The sequence below is a fragment of the Methylomonas lenta genome (assembly GCF_001644015.1).
GTDB lineage: Bacteria > Pseudomonadota > Gammaproteobacteria > Methylococcales > Methylomonadaceae > Methylomonas > Methylomonas lenta.
Genome location: NZ_LUUI01000150.1, coordinates 63713 through 83114, shown reverse-complemented (window position 1 = coordinate 83114; position 19402 = coordinate 63713). Strand labels below are relative to the sequence as shown.

At 52.0% G+C, this 19402-nt stretch carries 16 protein-coding genes and 1 riboswitch; of the genes, 10 read left to right on the top strand and 6 right to left on the bottom strand.

Annotated elements, in window-relative coordinates:
- Positions 1-171: 171 nt before the first annotated feature.
- The 4 genes from A1359_RS18650 to A1359_RS18635 all read left to right on the top strand — a co-directional run bounded on the left by A1359_RS18650 (position 172) and on the right by A1359_RS18635 (position 3063).
- Entirely contained in the window at positions 172-459 is a 288-nt protein-coding gene (locus A1359_RS18650; protein ID WP_066986867.1) for a DUF6794 domain-containing protein, read from the top strand.
- Positions 460-468: 9 nt separating this feature from the next.
- A complete protein-coding gene (locus A1359_RS18645) occupies positions 469-1308 on the top strand; it encodes a retropepsin-like aspartic protease family protein (protein WP_066986865.1) in 840 nt (279 codons plus the stop codon).
- Positions 1309-1698: 390 nt separating this feature from the next.
- Positions 1699-2112 carry a hypothetical protein gene (locus A1359_RS22580; RefSeq protein WP_066986862.1) on the top strand — a complete coding sequence of 138 codons (414 nt, stop codon included), beginning with the start codon at positions 1699-1701 and terminating at the stop codon, positions 2110-2112.
- A 285-nt stretch (positions 2113-2397) separates the two neighbouring features.
- Entirely contained in the window at positions 2398-3063 is a 666-nt protein-coding gene (locus tag A1359_RS18635; protein WP_066986859.1) for a hypothetical protein, read from the top strand.
- A gap of 539 nt (positions 3064-3602) precedes the next feature.
- Here the strand turns inward: A1359_RS18635 and A1359_RS18630 are convergent.
- Together A1359_RS18630 and A1359_RS23310 are read right to left on the bottom strand one after the other, a co-directional pair.
- On the bottom strand, positions 3603-4202 hold the full coding sequence (locus A1359_RS18630; protein WP_198159412.1) for a hypothetical protein: 600 nt from the start codon (positions 4200-4202) through the stop codon (positions 3603-3605).
- Positions 4203-4305: 103 nt separating this feature from the next.
- Positions 4306-4449, bottom strand: a complete 144-nt coding sequence (locus A1359_RS23310) for a hypothetical protein (protein WP_157200604.1) — start codon at positions 4447-4449, stop codon at positions 4306-4308.
- A 157-nt stretch (positions 4450-4606) separates the two neighbouring features.
- Between A1359_RS23310 and A1359_RS22930 the strand changes: the two genes are divergently transcribed.
- A complete protein-coding gene (locus A1359_RS22930; protein WP_198159411.1) occupies positions 4607-5983 on the top strand; it encodes a hypothetical protein in 1377 nt (458 codons plus the stop codon).
- Between the two features lie 299 nt (positions 5984-6282).
- On the opposite strand, the gene A1359_RS22095 is transcribed toward A1359_RS22930, so the two are convergent.
- The 3 genes from A1359_RS22095 to A1359_RS18610 form a co-directional block, all read right to left on the bottom strand.
- The gene (locus tag A1359_RS22095) at positions 6283-6537 is read right to left on the bottom strand and encodes a cysteine-rich CWC family protein (protein WP_083960721.1); all 255 of its coding nucleotides are present in this window, start codon (positions 6535-6537) and stop codon (positions 6283-6285) included.
- A gap of 80 nt (positions 6538-6617) precedes the next feature.
- Positions 6618-7757, bottom strand: coding sequence for a ribonucleotide-diphosphate reductase subunit beta (locus A1359_RS18615; RefSeq protein ID WP_066986849.1), 1140 nt, complete (start codon positions 7755-7757; stop codon positions 6618-6620).
- A complete protein-coding gene (locus tag A1359_RS18610; protein ID WP_066986844.1) occupies positions 7754-10546 on the bottom strand; it encodes a ribonucleoside-diphosphate reductase subunit alpha in 2793 nt (930 codons plus the stop codon). Before A1359_RS18610 ends, A1359_RS18615 begins: the two co-directional genes overlap by 4 nt.
- Positions 10547-10658: 112 nt before the next feature.
- A riboswitch (cobalamin riboswitch) is annotated at positions 10659-10876 on the bottom strand.
- Positions 10877-11237: 361 nt separating this feature from the next.
- Here A1359_RS18610 and A1359_RS18605 point away from each other — a divergent pair.
- A complete protein-coding gene (locus A1359_RS18605) occupies positions 11238-11579 on the top strand; it encodes a hypothetical protein (protein ID WP_066986841.1) in 342 nt (113 codons plus the stop codon).
- 50 nt (positions 11580-11629) lie between these two features.
- Here A1359_RS18605 and A1359_RS18600 read toward each other — a convergent pair whose 3' ends face one another.
- On the bottom strand, positions 11630-12514 hold the full coding sequence (locus A1359_RS18600) for a LysR family transcriptional regulator (RefSeq protein ID WP_066986838.1): 885 nt from the start codon (positions 12512-12514) through the stop codon (positions 11630-11632).
- Between the two features lie 107 nt (positions 12515-12621).
- Between A1359_RS18600 and metE the strand changes: the two genes are divergently transcribed.
- From metE to A1359_RS18580, 4 genes are all read left to right on the top strand, one after another.
- Entirely contained in the window at positions 12622-14928 is a 2307-nt protein-coding gene (metE, locus tag A1359_RS18595; protein ID WP_066986836.1) for a 5-methyltetrahydropteroyltriglutamate--homocysteine S-methyltransferase, read from the top strand.
- A gap of 71 nt (positions 14929-14999) precedes the next feature.
- Entirely contained in the window at positions 15000-16673 is a 1674-nt protein-coding gene (locus A1359_RS18590) for a formate--tetrahydrofolate ligase (protein WP_066986833.1), read from the top strand.
- A 75-nt stretch (positions 16674-16748) separates the two neighbouring features.
- Entirely contained in the window at positions 16749-17510 is a 762-nt protein-coding gene (locus tag A1359_RS18585) for a methylenetetrahydrofolate reductase (RefSeq protein WP_066986830.1), read from the top strand.
- Between the two features lie 51 nt (positions 17511-17561).
- Positions 17562-19004: a DUF6513 domain-containing protein gene (locus tag A1359_RS18580; protein ID WP_066986827.1), complete on the top strand. Its 1443-nt coding sequence runs from the start codon at positions 17562-17564 to the stop codon at positions 19002-19004.
- The last annotated feature ends 398 nt before the right edge of the window (positions 19005-19402 follow it).

Genomic DNA, 19402 nt, shown 5'->3' with positions numbered 1-19402 from the left:
GTTATTTAACCCCAATATGGCCCTGAGCGATGTTTCTAGGCCGTTACAGTTAACCCGCAAACAAGCGTTTATTGGTAATTCAGACCTTTATCCCCAAAACCTGTGGATAACATTGTGACAAATGGGTGACAAACCGCCCTAACCCCGCGTTAGATAACAAGGAAGCTTAAAATGGCTAAAAATTGGTCAGACCTGAAACTGGAACTTTCGCAACCGCCCTGCTCTATCGACCAAGCTGTAGAACGGCTGCTGCTGGTGTTGAACGATAAAAATAAACTGGTCATTGCCGCCTTACCGGCAGAAAACCTCTGCGACCTCTACCACACAATCGGCATGGCGATCAAAAATGCCTGGCTGCATAAACCAGATAATCAATTACTGGCTTCGTGCGGCACATCTCAGCCTGATGATGCTTCTTCGGTGATAATTAGCGAATTATGGCAAGCGTTACAACCATGAGAAGGCAAAATGGGCATACAGGATCGAGATTACTACTGGGAAAAACATAAGGAAGCGTCAAAAGCCACTAACCGGGATTCATTTGATAGCCTGCTCAACAAATCACCTCAACGTTATCGCCATAATGCCCGGAAAAGCAGTGGTATTCGTTACCTCCTGTATATTGGTCTGATGATGGGAACGCTGTGGTTCTGCGCAGACGCTTTCTTAAAATACAATTCCATAAAAAAAGCATCAGTACCACTGCAGCATGAAATTATTTATATTCCTGTAGCGGCCCCCACCCAAGTACCGGAATCAGCAAATCCAGTACAGTCACGACCGGTCATCAACAATGCCAGAACCCATTCTAGTGGCGTCATCATAAAGGCCGACGCCAAAGGGCATTTCAGAGGCACGGTATTAATCAATAACGTACCCATGCCTTTTCTAATCGATACCGGAGCCACTGATACAGTTATCCCCTTCAAAATGGCGGTTGCCGCAAAATTGCCTTATGGTGCATACGTCCAAACAAGTACAGCCGGCGGCAAAATTGCAGTGCGCGAGACATTAATTAAAAGCCTAAAGCTTGGTAATGCTGAAGTCCTCAACCTCAATGCACAAATGAATGACTATTTAGATGAAGTCTTGATTGGTATGAGTACCTTAAGGTATTTCAAGATGACTCAAAACGAGGGCACCATGACATTAATCGCTAACGCCCAACCTTCCGGGATACAAAATTTCCAGAACTCTACGTTCAAAAGCGAAACAGCTCAAAAAGCTGAGAAAATGCAAACCAACATCAAGAAAACGGTGAACTGCGATAAAAACAAAGTATGCACCACGAAATACAGCGACCATTAGCCACGATCAATATTCAAGTAATTTTGTGTACAAGGTCACAGTTACATCTCTATATTTTGTATTAAACTCAGAACCGTTAGACAGCATGAAATAGCAATACATATTGAACGACTTCTGATAAATCCTTAAAGCGAGGAGGTTCTCACTGGTGACGTTTTTTTACATCGTGGTTTCAGGTCAACATGACCCTATTGATTAGTCTAATCAAATTTAAGCCCCTGAGGCGATAAGCCTCAGGGGCTTTATTTTTTAGGCAATACGTTATCCGATTCAAATGCTCCTGCTAGCCCTAAGAATTGGCCACCATAAATCCTAAGAGAAATAAAGTTCACCTACTATCGTTTTTATTATAAATTTAGTCTAATTAACATCTTTACAGAGGCGCCGAATATGGGTGACTGGTCCGATTATTTCGAAGATTTTCCTGAAGAGAACCCAGCAAACCAAGTTGATGGGTATTATCATCCAAATGGCGCAGCAATTAACATGGCTAGGGCTGCTGCCAGATCAACACAAGAAAACGAGCAAGCGGCGCTTGATGCGGAAATAAAAAGCATCATTGAAAAACACAGCAAACCAAGCTTAGAGAAAAAACCTGCCGGATTACCCTTGACCCAATTAAAGTACCTAGACACGTTACATGAAAGAGCTGAGGAACTAGCCGGTTATTTACTATCTAAATTCAGTTCATCACCCAACGATCAACGCCTAGAACGAATTTCGGAAAAAGCATGTGCCAGGGCTGAGCGCCGTAATCAGGCAAGCATCAAAGCATGGCAAGAGTCAGATTTTTGGGGAAAATAACTTAAACCAGATGTGTGTAGGGTGAAGGCACTTCTCACCCAGATGGCCTCGGTGATAATTAGCGAATTATGGCAAGCGTTACAACCTTGAGAAGAAGTAAGACGAGTCTTTGATTGAACGATCTTCATCTACCGATGATTTAAACAATTTGTTCTGCTCCCAAAATGATAATTTCATCCAATACAGTTTAAAATCTTTTTTGATTTGCATCAAAAAATAGAATATAAATTCAAATATACGCGTTCAATATGAAGTTGCGCTAACGCTTTAAAATTGGTGAAAATAATGATAATTATTTATTTGACTGTCATTCTTTTAGGCATTGTTTACGCACTTTTAGCTTGGGCCTGGATGTCTCAGTGCTCTGTAAACCTATCGGAACAACTCTTTACTTCTAATGAATCAGACTTCCTGATGCTAATTGTCGCTCTATTTGCATACTTAGGCGCAATAAGATTTGCAAGCTATGCCTTAATAGACAATAAGAGTTCCGAATCAAAAAGAGAGACATTAAAGAAATTTTTGGGTTGTATAGAACTCCCAGATACTATTTATTGCATACTATCTATGATAGTACTTTATGATTTATCGATTATATGGGCGCTGAATGCGAGTCAATCTTTTCTTCCGGAATTACCAGATTCATTAAAAGTTAGCGCCGATTATTTTATACTAATAAGAACATTATTAATATGTGGTGTTTTGATATCATTTTTTTATGCGTCTTTTTTGTTAATGAAAAATCATTTATATTTTTATTCAAGCAGGACTAAAACTGATATTACAGGTACTGATAATACATCAAATGGTTTAGCTGACTCTGTATCCGCGCTTGCTAAAGCTTTGACAGAACTATCTATCGATAAAAAACATATGTTAAGTTTAATTGCGGAAGACAGTAAAACTAACGATGAGACTAAGTGCAAAATATATAAATATATAAATATATAGTACAGCATAAACTTTAATTACCTATTTAGACTGTCGCTATTTTATATGCCAAAACTAACAGATAGGTAGTTAAATATTCATGACACTGCCGAAAAATGGCTACCCACTCCGAAAACCCTAAATGCCTTGTGTGCCAAAGGCACCAGTTTGTTCTAGCTCCCCCACCCACCAATGCCCTGGTATTGCTGCCCTACCCTTTCAAAGTGAGTGCATGCAAAACTGGGGGAGGCAATCAAAGCCAATCTTTTAGGTAACGGAAAACATGTGTTTTTCGTATGGTCTTCCGGTAAGCTGATAAGCCGCCAAAAAACATCTGATCAACCCCTCTCGCCACCTCGAATAATGTACGGAAACTATCGTCGGATTTAATCTGACCTTTTACACTATACGGAAATATTTCCTATGGAGTTTTCCGTACATGCTGGTTGGCTATATGGGGTAGTGTGCACATAGCTGTAAAAAACGCCACGTAATTACAATCCATTACTGGCTGTCCAGAATTATGGTTAGCAACCACGTCAGGACTCTTCAATATTCACTTACTCGGTAAGGATGCCCAATAGTGTCTTTGTATGCATTTCGATGTCATCAAGCACACCCAGCCAATGATTGATAACGCGCTTTACGCTCAGTTCTGGCTGAATATCCAGCCACACCGTCAACATACGCCGATATCCAATGAGTTCGGCGCGCTGCACACAATAGGCGGTCACTATTTGAGCTGTCACCATGTCTTTGAGTACGTCAGGCGTTTGGCGGGCTTGCTGTATCAAATCCACCATCGCCTTTGTATCACTGTGAATGCCGACTAGCACCTCAATGATGTATGGCAGCCCCATCGGATCGGGGTGAGTGACAAGCTGGATTTCCTCGATACCTTTGCCTGCGTCAATGCTCAGAACATCCCAAGCCTCATTTCGATTTAGTTCAGCTTTTGGGATATTTTTTATCTGCCAAGGAAATAGACCGCGCTTCTGTGTAACCAGCATACGCAAATCCTGCTTGAATCCCTGCTCTAAACCGGGAGGCGGCGACTCATGGTTGTCGGCTTCGACCATCTTCCAAACCATATCGATTTGTTGTTCGCGCTGCGAGTTATCCGGGAATAGGCTAATATTCCAGCCAAGGCAACAAGTCATAACCGTTTTCCTGCGTTCCTCAAAATCCCGAACGAACAGGATATAGGGCAGCATAAAGGTCGAAAAGCAGGAGGCGGTCGTGTACTGTTTCATTTTTAACGTGTTATGGTGAAGCCATTAATTTTTTTGCACTTCCAGATTGCAAGGCCAGCAAACGAGAAACGGTTGCCGGATGAACCTTGAATAACCGAGCGGCCTCAGCAGCGGTTTTCTGACCAGTCACGGCGTATAAGATCAAATCAGCCACAATCGATAATTGTAATCGATGAGATTGTGGCGTGGATGATCGCAGTTTCAACACTTTCCTTCAAGCAAGTATTACACCATACACCAGATTTAGTGATCACTCTATATCCAGGTATGATTTATCATTCCAAAGCCCCCGCCTAAAAAAGTGATGTCACATGAGCAACGTCTATCCCCTACTCCCACGGCTTACCGTCAATAGTCAGTTTATCGATGATTTTATCGCCGCCGAAGCACCCTGCTGTGCGTTGGGCCTAGTGGAAGAACGAAAACAAACCTTCGGCGTTTTGGCACTTCGGCTCGAAATGGTTATTCCTGAGGCGTACACCCGCACCGGTTTTAGTTTCGGGCATTCGTTGTACGGTAATGCCGACTGCGTCGTGGTTCACTTTGGCTTTCACTTCTACCATTACGCCACATTCAACCTACTGGTAAACCCGAACAACCCGTTAGTGCAGACTGTCTTAAATAAAATGCTCGAAACCGGGAATTACTTTATTTTTGCGGTCGATCCCAAAGGGAGCGTCACTGCTTTCCGGTCGGAACTGGGGCAGGATGATTTAATCGAGCTGAAAAACAACCTGCCGCGCATTCAAAACGCCAAGACCACCGATGCCCAATACAGGAAAGCGGTAGCCATGTTCGAGCGAAATCCAAACCCGTCAGGTCAAATGCTCAACTGGGTTTGCCGCGATAACGCCGATTATCTTGATCTCTCCCAGCACCGGCTAGAACTGAATCCTGTTGCCCAACCCGACACACCCAAAAACTCGCCACCCGAAGAAATCTTTGAAAGCAGCCTCATTCCCTGCGAACACTGCGGGGAGTGGGCGGCGCAATTGATCTTTGCCGACGATAGTGCCGATGAAAACGTACTTGAAGTTTGTGCTCAAACCATGGCCAGGCAATATAGTGAAATCAATGTGCCGACTTGGATCATCGGCGAACCACTAGGGCCACCAGGCTTCGATACCAAAACCAGAGTATTGAAAGTATGGCCGAACCGTGAGCCCATTCAGCTAAAGACGGCCAATGAATTTGATGAGGAACTGGATGAATTATTGGCACGTCACTGTAAACTGGGTGATGAAACCACACAGGACCAGGCGCCGGAGGATCAAAAAATTCAGTGGCACCCTATTAGTATGTTGCCGACTTTCACCTTTATGGTAGACGGCATGCTGGAGGAATCCATGCTTCAGTTGGACAACATGCGTCAGGCAACAGCCAAACCCTATGTATTGGACGATGCCACCCTGAATCGGGTCTTTGATCTATATGACAAACAATTGGACGACCAAAGGTATTTCCTGGAACAGTTTTCCCGATGGCAACAGGATCGACTGAGCGCTGCACAAACCAAGGAAGTTAATCGTCTGATTAAACAATCGGCAACATTGAAGGAAGTCAACGAAGAAATTCTACAGATCGCGAACAGCATCAAGCATGAAACGATTGATCAAATCCTGGCAATGGATGAAATGGAACTGGCTATAGCCGTGTTATCGGGCAAAATAAAACTGCCGATGCGGTGATAGGTTAGGAAAAAAATATCATATGCATAGAGTTTCTATCAAAATTCATTCGCTGTTTTAACTAACTGCGTATTTCTATGCGATTACGCCAGTAGTGAATGACGGCTTTTGGACGTCGCGAATTGTCGCTATCGGCCACTTTGCGACATTCAGACAGATGAAAAACATTGTTTGTGAGCGGCTGGTTTTGGCACCTAAGCTGACTTTAATGCTTATTTTCCGTAAATGCATGGACTTGAGTTCACGTCTCCGGCTTCACAGCAATTTGCAAAGCCCCTGTAGAAACAGCCAACTCTTAGTCATTTTAGCGACGTTACAATAGCTTCCAACTCTTTCAAGCAATTCAGGCACAAACATTCGTCGTAAAGTTGGCGGACATACTCAATCGTTTCAAAGGACAAACAAACGTTCGAGCAATCGCAGCGATGAATGCGATTAGCCTTACAAATGAATTGCTCCTGACAACGCGGACAATGTTTTGCTTCATGTTTGCTATCAGAATATTTGCTGAACAAGAGGGTTCTCCAGTGAAAAATCAGCAAGCAAAAACGCATTACTCGCTATTTGAAATAGCGGATTCAGGGTAGCTGCGACTGCCTCGGTTTTGCCGATTTTCGGCTGCTCTCGCCACCTATTACCAAACCAACGCCCCACCGGTCTGATATTCCGTCACCCTCGTTTCGAAAAAATTTTTCTCCTTGCGCAGATTGGCTTGTTCGTCCAGCCACGGCAATACGTTTTCGGCGCCTGGGAAGGGTTCAGTGAGGCCGACTTGGCGGGCGCGGCGGTTGGCGACGTAGCGGAATTGCTCGACGTGCAAGCCGGCGTTGTAGCCCAAGATCGGCTCGCGCAGAATGTAGCCGGCGTAAGCCATTTCGGCGGCTTCGGCTTCGTCCCACATTTGCCTTAGCGCTTGCGGGTCGAGCGTCAGGTTTTCTTCATCCAGCAGTTGCCGCACCACGCGGATGCCGAACGCGCAGTGCAGCACTTCGTCACGCATGATGTATTGCAGTTGCTCGGCCGCGCCTTTCATCAAACCGCGCCGCTGCAACGCGAATATCGGACTGAAGCCGTTGTAAAACCAGCAGCCCTCGAACACGGCGGCGAAGAACAGATAGGCCATCGCGAATTCGTGCAGCGCGTCGCGATCGGTCAACGGCCTGCCGGATTGCAACACACCCTGCAAGCGGCGGTTGGCCAAGGCGATCTTGCCGTGGATTTCCGGCACCACCCGATAACGGTTGTAAATCTCACGTTGGTCGATCCCCAGGGTTTCGATGCAGTGCTGGTAAGTCCAGGTGTGCAGCGCTTCCTCGTAAACTTGCCGGGCCTGGTAGATTTGCAGTTCCGGCGCGCTCATTTTCTCCATCACCGCCAGGCCGATGTTGCGCATCGCCAGAATATCCGAGGTGGTTAAGTAAGCCAGCACGTTCTCGAACACATGGCGCTCGGCCGGCGTCAATTTGTGTTGGTAATCGTGCACGTCCTGCGCCATCGAGATTTCCAGCGGCGTCCAGTGGTTGCGGTTGGCATTCAGGAAAAACGACCAAGCCCACGGGTATTTGAACGGCGCCAGTTGATTGATGTCGGCTTGGCCGTTGACCACCCGTTTCTGTTCAGGATCGACGGCCGCCATTGTCGAGCCCGTGGCTACATAGGTTTGGCTGTCTACATTGTGACTCACTGGCTGTGTGGTCGAGTTGATCGATGCCCCGATACTTGCGGACGAAGAAACAGGTGTACCCCAATCGTCAAAGCTTAACGTAGTCTTCATTGGCAAGCCTCGCAATCCGGGTCGGCAATCGAACAGGCCTTGGGTGCGGTCTCGTCGGCACCGGTTTTTTCCATCGAGGTGGCACCCAAGGTGCGCAGGTAATAGGTGGTCTTCAAGCCCCGTTGCCAGGCCAACCGGTACAACTGGTCCAGTTTGCCGCCGGTCGGTGCGGCTACATACAGATTCAGCGATTGCGACTGGTCTATCCATTTCTGCCGGCGGGCGGCGGCTTCGACCAACCATTCCGGCTCGATTTCGAAGGCGGTGGCATAGCGGGCTTTAATCCCGGCGGGCACCCGCTCGATGGCGGCCAGCGAGCCGTCGAAGTATTTCAGATCGGCGACCATCACCGCATCCCATAAATCCAGCGCTTTCAACTCGCGGACCAGTGCGGCGTTGACCACGGTGAACTCGCCTGACAGATTGGATTTGACGTATAAATTTTGATAGACCGGCTCGATGGACGCCGACACACCGACAATGTTGGAAATGGTCGCGGTTGGCGCAATCGCCACGCAATTGGAGTTGCGCATGCCGACTTGGGCAATGCGCTCGCGCAACGCTTGCCAATCCAACTGCCCGCCGGTCGGCACACCCAGATCGCCGCGCGTTTCCGCCAAGCGTTCCAGGGTATCCGGCGGCAACAAGCCTTGCTGCCACAAACTGCCGGCAAAACTGCCGTAACGGCCGCGTTGCTCGGCCAGATCGGCCGAGGCTTGATAAGCGTGGTAAGACAGCAATTCGGCCGAATAGTCGGCAAACTCCAAGGCTTCTCGGCTGGCATAAGCGATACCCAATTGGTGCAGGCAATCGGCGAAACCCATCATGCCCAGTCCGACCGGGCGGTGGCGCAGGTTGGCGTTGCGCGCTTTAACCGTGGCGTAGAAATTGATGTCAATGACGTTATCCAACATACGCATCGCGGTAGCGATGGTGCGTTGCAATTTATCGGCGTCCAATTGCCAAACCCCGTTGTGTTCGGTCAGATGCGCGGCCAGATTCACCGAGCCCAAATTGCAGACCGCAGTTTCATCGTTAGAGGTGTTCAGCGTGATTTCGGTGCACAGATTGGAACTGTGAATCACCCCGGCATGCTGCTGTGGCGAACGCAGATTGCAGGCGTCCTTGAAGGTAATCCACGGATGGCCGGTTTCGAACAGCATGGTCAGCATCTTGCGCCATAGCTGCACCGCGCCGATGCGCTTGCATAACTTGATCTCCCCGCGCGCGGCCTTGGCTTCGTAAGCTTGATAGGCCTCGGCGAAGGCCGCGCCGTAAAGGTTGTGCAATTCCGGCACGTCCACCGGCGAAAACAAGGTCCAGTCGCCGTTACTTTGCACCCGTTGCATAAACAGGTCCGATACCCAAGCGGCGGTGTTCATGTCATGCGTGCGGCGACGCTCGTCGCCGGTGTTTTTGCGCAGTTCCAGAAATTCTTCAAAATCCAGATGCCAGTTTTCCAGGTAGGCACAGACCGCTCCCTTGCGCTTGCCGCCCTGGTTGACCGCGACGGCGGTGTCGTTGACCACCTTTAAAAACGGAATTACCCCCTGGCTGTGGCCATTGGTGCCTTTGATCCGGCTGCCTAGCGCCCGCACCGGGGTCCAGTCGTTGCCCAGGCCGCCGGCGTATTTTTGCAACAGCGCGTTTTCCTTGATGCTTTGGTAAATGCCGTCGAGATCGTCGGATACCGTGGTCAGGTAGCACGACGACAGCTGGGAATGGCGGGTGCCGCTGTTGAACAAGGTCGGCGTTGAACACATAAAGTCGAAGCTCGATAGCAGTCGGTAAAATTCGATAGCGCGCGCTTCGCGGTCGACCTCGTTCAACGCCAGTCCCATCGCCACCCGCATGAAAAAGCACTGCGGCAATTCGATGCGGCGGCCTTCGATATGTAGAAAGTAACGGTCGTACAGGGTTTGTAGGCCCAGATAATCGAATTGCAGATCGCGCTCAGCTAGCAGTGCTCCACCCAATCTTTCCAGATCGAACTCGGCCAGACGCGGGTCGAGTAACTCGGCGGCGACGCCGGCGGCGATGAAGTCGGCAAAGCAGCCGGCGTAACGTTCGCCCATGTTGGCTTGCGTCAAGGCCAAGCCGGTCGCTTCCAGGCGCAGATTGCTCAACAGCAAACGCGCGGCGACTTTGGTGTAGTTCGGTTCGGCTTCGATCAAGGTGCGCGCCGCTAACACCAAGGCCTGACGCACCGCCTCCAACGGCATCCCATCGTACAGATTGGTCAGAGTTTCGCTCCAGACCCGCTCGGCGTCGACGTCAACCAAATCCGCACAGACCTCGCGGCACAGCGCGATGAACGCGGCGCTATCCAGCAACCGGCGCTGGCCGTGATCGTCCACCTGCAAAACGGGTGTGGCATGGTCGATTGCTTGCTGGGCCGCGCGCTGCTCGGCGTGCTTTTCCCGATAGAGTACATAAGCGCGGGCCACGTCGTGGGCCCCGGAACGCATCAATGCCAGTTCCACTTGGTCCTGAATATCTTCGATATGTACAGTGCCGCCGCCCGGCAAACGTCGCGTCAATGCCTCGACCACACTGGCGGTAAGTTGCGCAACCTGATCGCGGATTCCGGATGAATTCACACTGTGTTGGCCTTCAACCGCCAGAAAGGCCTTGGTGATGGCGATGGCGATTTTTTCCGGCTGAAAGGCGACCACGGCACGATTGCGGCGAATGACTTCCAAGCCGCTATCCGTCGGATACGAAGAGGCGTGTTTAACGGGCTCGACAGGGTCGGGATAAAAGCTGGCGGGTTGAGGGGCGGTATCCATGTGTTTCTCCACGAAGGGAGCGGGGACATGAAGCAGCAACGGCAGGCGCATGATTGAGTGATCGTCCAATCGGCATCGCATGCCATCGTCCTCGGAGACACCCCGCTCCCGGTTGATTAAAGTTTCGAGGGCAGGTCTCCTGGCTTTCGGGTCGCCGCTTAGGTTCGGCCTTCCCGGACTCGCGTCCAGTGGCACGGGGTGAACCTAAACTCGCCGATTACAGTTGCGGGGGCAGCTCCGGCTTTCCGGCGATCATGCGAAAAACGCAAAATCGCCGACCGGATTCCCTTTTAATCCCCTTCGGGGGGAACCGTCTTGGGTCGGTAGTTTAGGCAGGCATAGTGACTGTGTCAAGCCAGAATCACTATATGTAGTGATTTTATTGATTTAATTTAACTACATACTGTGCTCTCATAGATCGTTCAAGCAAAGCTCGACTTCCAGGCACACGCCGCCAAAACATTGGAACAACCACTGCCGCAAACAAATTCGCCAGTAAGTCGCTAAAACGTGTAATCAAACAAAAAAACCTTATTGTTTTCAGGTTTAATTCAGGTACTCCTGTTAATTTGTCAACGGTACGAGGAGCGATGCAGCAAACAATGTACCTACCGCAACCTCAGCGCTACTTACCGAAGCATCAAGCTCTTTTGTAGCCTGGGAAATTTCTTACCGAGTCAAATTAAAAGATATGAAACCGAAAAATTTTCTAACTGCAATTATTCTATTCTTTCTCTCACTCAGTGTTTTCGCTGCGGGATCCGCGATGAACGAGGACTTTTCCAATTTGATCGCGTTGTCCCAAAACGCAATTGAAGCGAGTAAGGCCAATGATTCGGCGGTATTTTTGGAAAAAGTCACTGCCGCTGTCGATGCTTACAAGGTTCAAGAAGAAGCGAGTAAGAGCTACTCGATTCACTTGCCGCGTGCCGGTAAACAACTTAAAGCTGCATTGAAAGCGGCCAAAGCCGGGAGCATTAGCGAAGGCGTGACCGACTTGGAAAACGCCATCGCCGAAATGGAAAAGAAATAAATCAGACCCATCAAATTCCGAAGCGCATCGATTAAACGATGCGCTTCGCCTCAACCCACCGCCTTAGCGGCATGTTCCACCAGCCAGCGTAAATACTCCAGCTCGGCATCCTCGTGTCGGCAAGCCAGATACATGGTCTTCGCTATGGGTAGACCGGCGAAACGCAAGCCGGTCAGACCGAGTTTGGCGGATTTGTCGGCCAGTAGCCATTCCGGCAGCAGGCAAACGCCACGGCCGGCGGCGGCCAGTTGCAGCATGATGTCGGTTTCCTCGACTTGAATATGGGCGGCGGGCTCGATGCCAGCCGGTTGCAGCACCTTGCGGAACATGTCCAGCCGCTCGCGGGCCACCGGGTAGGTCAACACGGTCTCGCCGCGCAGATCGGCCGGCGTTATTTCCGCTCGGCCGGCCAGCGGATGGCTATCGGGCACGATCAACACCAGTTGGAAATCGAACAGCGGCTGGTAGCTGAGCAGGCCGTTATCCACCGGGTCGGAGGTCAGCACGGCGTCCAGCTTGTATTGGCGGATGGCTTCGAACGATTCGAAGCGGTAGCGAGATGTGACTTCGACGGTCAAATCCGGCCACGCGCGCAGATAGGGTTGCAGAATGTTGCGAAACCACTCATAGCAGGCATGGCATTCGATGCCTATCGTCAATTTGCCGGTCTTGCCTTTGGCCAACTGCGCCAAATGGCTTTCCGCCGAATCGACGGTGGCGATCACCGATTCGGCCACCTCGGACAAATAACGCCCGGCCTGGCTCAATACCAGCGAGCGGCCCTGCTTGTACCACAGCGTGACGCCCAGGCGTTGTTCCAGGTTTTTGATTTGATGCGACAGCGCCGATTGGGTCAGATGCAGGGTTTCGGCGGCGGCGCTGAGGGTGCCGTGGCGTTTTAACGCCAGCAGGATGCGCAGGTGGATCAATTCCATATTGATGAATATCTCTCATGAGTTGATGAGGAATTATCGATTATCGTCATTCGTTTGTCTGTTTACAATGTTTTATGTGTCAAACATTCAACAGACGGTAGTTATTCATGACAAAAATTCACAATTTAGGCTTCCCCCGTATCGGCGCGAAGCGCGAGCTGAAATTTGCTTTAGAGTCGTACTGGAACGGCGAGTCCTCGCGTAACGAACTCGAGACGTTCGGTAAGCAGTTACGCCGGCGTCATTGGCAGGCGCAATCCGGACTGGATTGGGTACCGGTAGGCGACTTCGCTTTCTACGATCAGGTGCTGGACATGAGCTTCACGCTGGGTAATCTGCCCGAGCGGGTGCGGGACTTTCATGGCGATGCGCTGGACAACTACTTCCGCGTCGCCCGCGGCCGTTCGGCGCAATCCGCGCCCGAAGCGGCGGCGTGTTGTAGTGGGGTGGCTGCCGGTGAAATGACCAAGTGGTTCGACACCAACTACCATTACATTGTGCCCGAGTTCACCGCCGCCACCGAATTCAAGCTGGATGCGTCCCGCCTGCTGGAACAACTGGCGGAAGCCAAGGCCCAAGGCATCGCCGCCAAGCCGGTGATCATCGGCCCGGTCACCTATTTGTGGTTAGGCAAGGCCAAGGACGATTCCTACAAGCTCGCGCTGTTGCCTAAACTGCTGCCGGTTTACGCGGAATTGCTGGAAGCGCTGGCGAATGCAGGCGTTGAATGGGTGCAGATCGACGAACCGATTCTGGTCACCGAACTCGATGCTGTTTGGCAAAACGCCTTCCATACGGCCTACCAGCACTTAAGCGACTGCCAAGTAAAACTGTTGCTGGCGACCTATTTCGGCCAACTGGCGGAAAACCTGGGTCTCGCCGCCAATCTGCCGGTGGCCGGCCTGCATGTCGACGCCATCAACGGCCGCGATGATGTCGAAGCGCTGATCGCGCAGTGGCCTGCGGACAAAGTGTTATCGCTCGGCGTCATCAATGGCCGCAACATCTGGAAAACCGACCTCAACGCGGTGCTGGATAGTCTGGAACCGATTGCTCAACAACTGGGCGAACGCCTGTGGCTGGCACCGTCCTGCTCGCTGCTGCATGTGCCGGTCGATCTGGACAACGAGCAGAAACTTGACGCCGAAATCAAATCCTGGCTGGCCTTTGCCAAACAGAAGCTCGGCGAACTGCGCGTGCTGGCCACCGCGCTGAACCAAGGGCGTGATGCGGTCAAAGCCGAACTGGACGCCAACCGCGCCGCCATCGAAGCCCGCCGCAATTCGGCGCGTGTCAACAATCCGGCGGTCAAGGCGGCTCTGGCCGACATCACCCCGCAACTGGCCCGGCGCAAAAGCTCGTATGCCGAACGCGCACTCAAGCAGGCCGCGTTACTGAAACTGCCCAAGTTTCCCACCACCACTATCGGTTCTTTCCCGCAAACGTCGGAAATCCGCCTGGCCCGCAGCCAGTTCAAGTCCGGCAAACTGGACGAAGCCAGCTACAAAGACGCGATGCGCGGCGAAATTTCGCGTTGCGTGCGTGAACAGGAAGCGCTCGGTTTGGACGTGTTCGTGCATGGCGAAGCCGAACGCAACGACATGGTGGAATATTTCGGCGAACAGCTAGACGGCTACGCCTTCAGCCAAGCCGGTTGGGTGCAGTCTTACGGTTCGCGTTGCGTTAAACCGCCTATCCTGTTCGGCGACATCAGCCGCCCGCGCCCGATGACCGTCGAATGGATCGGCTACGCCCAATCCCTGACCGACAAACCGATGAAAGGCATGTTGACCGGTCCTGTGACCATTTTGAACTGGTCATTCGTGCGCGACGACCAGCCGCGTTCGGTCACCTGCAAACAATTGGCCTTGGCCATCCGCGCGGAAGTGCTGGATTTGGAAAAAGCCGGTATCGGCGTGATTCAAATCGACGAAGCCGCCCTACGCGAAGGTTTGCCGTTACGCCAATCGCAATGGCAGGCGTATCTGGATTGGGCGGTGGAATCGTTCCGTATCACGACGGGCGGCGTGGCCGACGAGACGCAGATACACACTCACATGTGTTACTCCGAGTTCAACGACATTATCGCCGCCATCGCCGACATGGACGCCGACGCCATCACCATCGAGACCTCGCGTTCCGACATGGAGTTACTGGATGCCTTCGAGCATTTCAACTACCCGAACGGCATCGGTCCCGGCGTGTACGACATCCATTCGCCCAATATTCCGAGCGAGCAGCATATCGTGGCGTTAATGTGCAAAGCCGCCGAACGTATTCCGGCCGAACAACTGTGGGTCAACCCGGATTGCGGCCTGAAAACCCGCCAGTGGCATGAGGTGATACCGGCGCTGACCCAGATGGTGGCCGCCGCTAAAACCTTGCGTACCACGCTGGGCAGATCTGCTACCTAACCGCCCCGACCGATGGTCGGGTTTTTAAAAATGCCAATCAAACTCCCGATTTCACCTTTTTGAACACATCCATGTCAGACATCGAAATTGCCCAACAAGCCAACATGCGCCGTATCATTGATCTTGCCGCCGAGAAATTCGCCATTCCCGCCGAACACCTCGATCCTTACGGCCATTACAAAGCGAAAATATCGTTGGAATACGTCAACAGTCTGGCCGACAAACCCGACGGGAAATTGATTCTGGTCACGGCGGTTTCGCCAACCCCGGCCGGCGAAGGCAAAACCACGACGACGGTCGGCCTGGGCGACGCATTGAACCGTTTGGCTAAGAAAACCATCATTTGCCTGCGCGAACCCTCTTTGGGGCCTTGCTTTGGTGTCAAGGGCGGCGCGGCCGGCGGCGGTTACGCACAAGTGGTGCCGATGGAAGACATCAATCTGCATTTCACCGGCGACTTTCATGCCATCGGTGTCGCGCACAACCTGTTGTCGGCACTGATTGACAACCATATCAATCACGGGAACAAGCTGGACATCGACCCGCGCCGGATTCAATGGAAGCGTGTCATCGACATGAACGACCGCGCTTTGCGCAAAATCGTGGTCGGCCAGGGCGGACCAGCCAATGGCTATTTGCGAGAAGACGGCTTCGACATCGTCGTTGCGTCGGAAGTGATGGCGATTCTGTGCCTAGCCACCAGCCGCGCTGATTTGAAAGAACGTCTGGGCCGCATCGTCATCGGCTACAAATCAGACAAAGTCACGCCGGTTTACGCCAGCGACCTCAACGCTCACGGTGCGATGGCCGCCATCCTGAAAGACGCGATCAAACCGAATCTGGTGCAAACCCTGGAAAACAATCTGGCCATCATTCACGGCGGCCCATTTGCCAACATTGCCCACGGCTGTAACACGGTGACCGCTACACAAACCGCGTTAAAACTGGCTGATTATGTAGTGACCGAAGCGGGCTTTGGCGCGGATTTGGGCGCGGAAAAGTTTCTGGACATCAAATGCCGCATGTCCGGCTTGAAACCGTCGGCCGTCGTAGTGGTAGCCACGGTGCGGGCGCTGAAATTCCACGGCGGCGTCGGTAAGGACGAACTGAACCAGGAAAACCTGGCTGCGCTGGAAAAAGGCTTCGCCAACCTGGAACGGCACTTAAGCAACATCCAAAACCACTATGGTCTGCCTTGCGTGGTCAGCATTAACCATTTCAGTTTCGACACCGACGCCGAAATTCAATGGCTGAAAAGCCAATGTGAAGCCTTGGGCGCCAAATGCGTGATCGCCAAACACTGGGCTTACGGGGGCGCCGGCGCCGAAGACCTCGCACGCGAAGTGCTGAACATCGTCGACAACCGCGAACCCGGCTTTAACTACGTCTATGACAGCGAACTGCCGCTATGGAACAAGATCGAAGCCATCGCCACCAAGCTATACGGCGCGGCGAAAGTCAGCGCCAGTCCGAAAGTGGTGGCCGAGATCAAGGCTTTGCAGGCCGATTACGGCCAATTTCCGATCTGCATGGCCAAGACCCATATGTCATTCTCGACCAACCCCAACAGCAAGGGCGCGCCGAGCGGCCACACTGTCGAAATTAGCGAAGTGCGGCTGGCCAACGGCGCCGGTTTCATCGTTGCGATCGCCGGCGACATGATGACGATGCCGGGTCTGCCCAAAGTGCCTGCCGCCGAACGCATCGACATCAGCGATGACGGCGTCATCAGCGGGTTGTTTTAATGCGATATGGCTCTGAGCTGAATGTAAGCCTGAACCTTGAGCTCATCGGTGAAATCCCTGACCAAAACATTGCCCATGAACATTTCCTTTGAAATCGTCCCCAGAAGCTTGGACGCCTTTGAAAAGCAATATGCGTTTTTGCAGAGCTTGGATAGCGGCATCAATATCATCAACGTGCCGGATATTCAGCGTTTCGATATTCGCAGTTGGGAACTGGCGACGCGCATCGACCGGAACAAGTACCGTTTCATTCCGCATTTTCGGGCCATTGATTTTAAAATCGAAAGCGGCGAGTTGTATCGCGTCATCGAGCAATACCAACTCGACGACGTCTTGCTGGTTACCGGCGACCCGCCGGAAGGTTTGAAACGCAGCTATTGCAATACCGACGTGGTTGACTTGATTCGAGCGGTACGCCGGCGCTTTCCGGCGTTGAACATCTATGCCGGATTCGACCCGCATCGGCAAGGCTTGCAACACGAATGCCATTATATTCAGCGCAAGGCCGATGCCGGTGCTAACGGCTTTTTTTCGCAACCGTTCTACGACCATCGCTTGGTGGAACTGTTTGCCGAACACATGGACGGCCTGGAAACCTACATCGGCATCAGCCCGGTGGTGACGCTGGCCTCGCAAAACTATTGGGAAGTGAAAAATCACGTCAAGTTTCCCAAGCATTTCCGGCCCGATTACGACTGGAACATCGAATTCGCCAATCGACTGATCGACTCGGCGGCGGAAAGCGGTTGGCACGTGTATTTCATGCCGATCAAGGTGGAGTTGAAACAATATTTCGAGCGCATCGGCTTGGCTAAGCCAGTACCAGCGCGTCCTTAATCAGAAGGGGTGAACGATTCATATGACACCGTCTTCGGGCACACTTAACACATGGCGGAACATATTCTGTTTCTTACCGGAAAGCTGGCCGAAAAGCAGTTGCGCAGCACCATCGAAGACATGGCGCCGGATTTCGACTACACCGTGCATGTGCTTGGCGTTACGGTGGCGGCGCTCATCACGGCCGACATGATACAACGCCGTCTGACCGATACCTTTGGCGTCGACCGGATTCTGGTTCCCGGCCGCTGCCGGGGCGATTTGGACGCTTTGTCCCAACATTTTGGCATACCGGTTGAGCGAGGGCCGGAGGAATTGCACGACTTGCCTGAATTTTTCGGCAAAACCCGGCAGCGCCCGGACCTGAGCCGTTACGAACTACGCATCTTTGCGGAGATTGTCGAAGCGCCGCACATTGATGTCGCCGCCATCATCCGCCGCGCCGAGGAATATCGGCGTGACGGCGCGGACGTGATCGACCTGGGCTGTCTGCCGGCGACGCCGTTTCCGCATTTGGCCGACGCGATCAAGGCCCTGAAGAGCGAGGGCTTTTTGGTCAGCGTCGATTCGCTTGAGCCTGAGAATTTATTGCTGGCGGGGCGTGCAGGCGCCGATTTTCTGTTGAGCCTCAATGAAGAGACGCTGTGGATCGCGGATGAGGTTGCCTCGACGCCGGTGTTGATTGCCACGCCGCACGCCGACATGGATTCTCTTGACCGCGTAATTGCCAAAATGCAGGACAAAGGCCGTCCATTCATCGTCGATCCGATACTCGATCCGATCCACTTCGGCTTTGCCGACTCGATTGTCCGCTACCACGAAGTGCGGCGGCGACATCCAAACGTGGAAATCATGATGGGCGTGGGCAATCTCACGGAGCTGACCCATGTCGATACCGCCGGCATGAACGCCATGTTGCTGGGCCTTTGCTCGGAGTTGCAGGTACGCCAGATACTGGCGACTCAGGTGAGTAAACACGCTTGCAAGGCGATCAAGGAAGCCGATCTTATTCGCCGCATCATGCTGGCCGCGCGCGAAAGCAATCGCCTGCCGAAACATATCGACGATGGTCTGATGGCGCTGCACGAGCGCGCGTCGTTTCCTCTGCCGTTGGCGGAAATACAAGAATTACAGACCGCCATCCGCGACCCCAGTTTTCGCATCATGATTTCAGCCGAAGGCATTCATATTTTCAACCGTGACGGCTTGTGGACCGACAGCAACCCATTCGCCTTATTTCCGCATCTGGGCGTTGAGAACGACGGCGGACACGCCTTTTATCTCGGCGTCGAATTGGCCCGCGCCCAAATCGCCCAGGAATTGGGTAAGCGCTACGCCCAGGATCAAGCGCTGAATTGGGGTATTCACGGCCGGAGCGGCGAAGACTCGTCCGTCGATCCCAATTGTTACACGCCGCAAGGGTCAACGTTGAAAGCCTCGCAGTCATCCCCTTGTCCCACGCCTTCAATGAGTGACAAATTCAAATCAGCCTGATCCTAATCTTTAGCATTAACGGGAAAATGTAGGGAATGGCTGCTAATTGAAGTACATCAGTCATAACTTACTGATGCAGCTGAACGGCAGAAAGGGGTCGGGTCCAGTCAAAGAGGACGTAAGGTTGCTTGCCGAAAAGCCGTCATTCACTACTGGCGTAATCGGGGTAGTTACCACATAGCTGCAAACCTGGTCATCGAAACTAACGTCGGCCTGAAGACCATTGCGGTGACTGGCAAAGCAAATCTCGATCCAGCCAGGCCGACATTGGCAAATACTAGGACTATTTTGCGGGGACCTTAGCTGAAACTCTTATCAGCATTAATGTGTGACCGTTTTGTAACACGAAACCAGTAAGCCAATCTCTAGGAATTTGCGCCTGTTGATTCAGATTCAAT

What these genes read in the sequence shown, in the direction of transcription:
- metE (WP_066986836.1), top strand. Translation starts at nt 12,622, where the DNA reads ATGACAAAAATTCACAATTTAGGCTTCCCCCGTATCGGCGCGAAGCGC.
- A1359_RS22580 (WP_066986862.1), top strand. Translation starts at nt 1,699, where the DNA reads ATGGGTGACTGGTCCGATTATTTCGAAGATTTTCCTGAAGAGAACCCA.
- A1359_RS18650 (WP_066986867.1), top strand. Translation starts at nt 172, where the DNA reads ATGGCTAAAAATTGGTCAGACCTGAAACTGGAACTTTCGCAACCGCCC.
- A1359_RS18610 (WP_066986844.1), bottom strand. Translation starts at nt 10,546, where the DNA reads ATGGATACCGCCCCTCAACCCGCCAGCTTTTATCCCGACCCTGTCGAG.
- A1359_RS18615 (WP_066986849.1), bottom strand. Translation starts at nt 7,757, where the DNA reads ATGAAGACTACGTTAAGCTTTGACGATTGGGGTACACCTGTTTCTTCG.
- A1359_RS18630 (WP_198159412.1), bottom strand. Translation starts at nt 4,202, where the DNA reads ATGACTTGTTGCCTTGGCTGGAATATTAGCCTATTCCCGGATAACTCG.
- A1359_RS18645 (WP_066986865.1), top strand. Translation starts at nt 469, where the DNA reads ATGGGCATACAGGATCGAGATTACTACTGGGAAAAACATAAGGAAGCG.
- A1359_RS22930 (WP_198159411.1), top strand. Translation starts at nt 4,607, where the DNA reads ATGAGCAACGTCTATCCCCTACTCCCACGGCTTACCGTCAATAGTCAG.
- A1359_RS18605 (WP_066986841.1), top strand. Translation starts at nt 11,238, where the DNA reads ATGAAACCGAAAAATTTTCTAACTGCAATTATTCTATTCTTTCTCTCA.
- A1359_RS18580 (WP_066986827.1), top strand. Translation starts at nt 17,562, where the DNA reads ATGGCGGAACATATTCTGTTTCTTACCGGAAAGCTGGCCGAAAAGCAG.
- A1359_RS22095 (WP_083960721.1), bottom strand. Translation starts at nt 6,537, where the DNA reads ATGCGTTTTTGCTTGCTGATTTTTCACTGGAGAACCCTCTTGTTCAGC.
- A1359_RS18590 (WP_066986833.1), top strand. Translation starts at nt 15,000, where the DNA reads ATGTCAGACATCGAAATTGCCCAACAAGCCAACATGCGCCGTATCATT.
- A1359_RS18585 (WP_066986830.1), top strand. Translation starts at nt 16,749, where the DNA reads ATGAACATTTCCTTTGAAATCGTCCCCAGAAGCTTGGACGCCTTTGAA.
- A1359_RS18600 (WP_066986838.1), bottom strand. Translation starts at nt 12,514, where the DNA reads ATGGAATTGATCCACCTGCGCATCCTGCTGGCGTTAAAACGCCACGGC.
- A1359_RS18635 (WP_066986859.1), top strand. Translation starts at nt 2,398, where the DNA reads ATGATAATTATTTATTTGACTGTCATTCTTTTAGGCATTGTTTACGCA.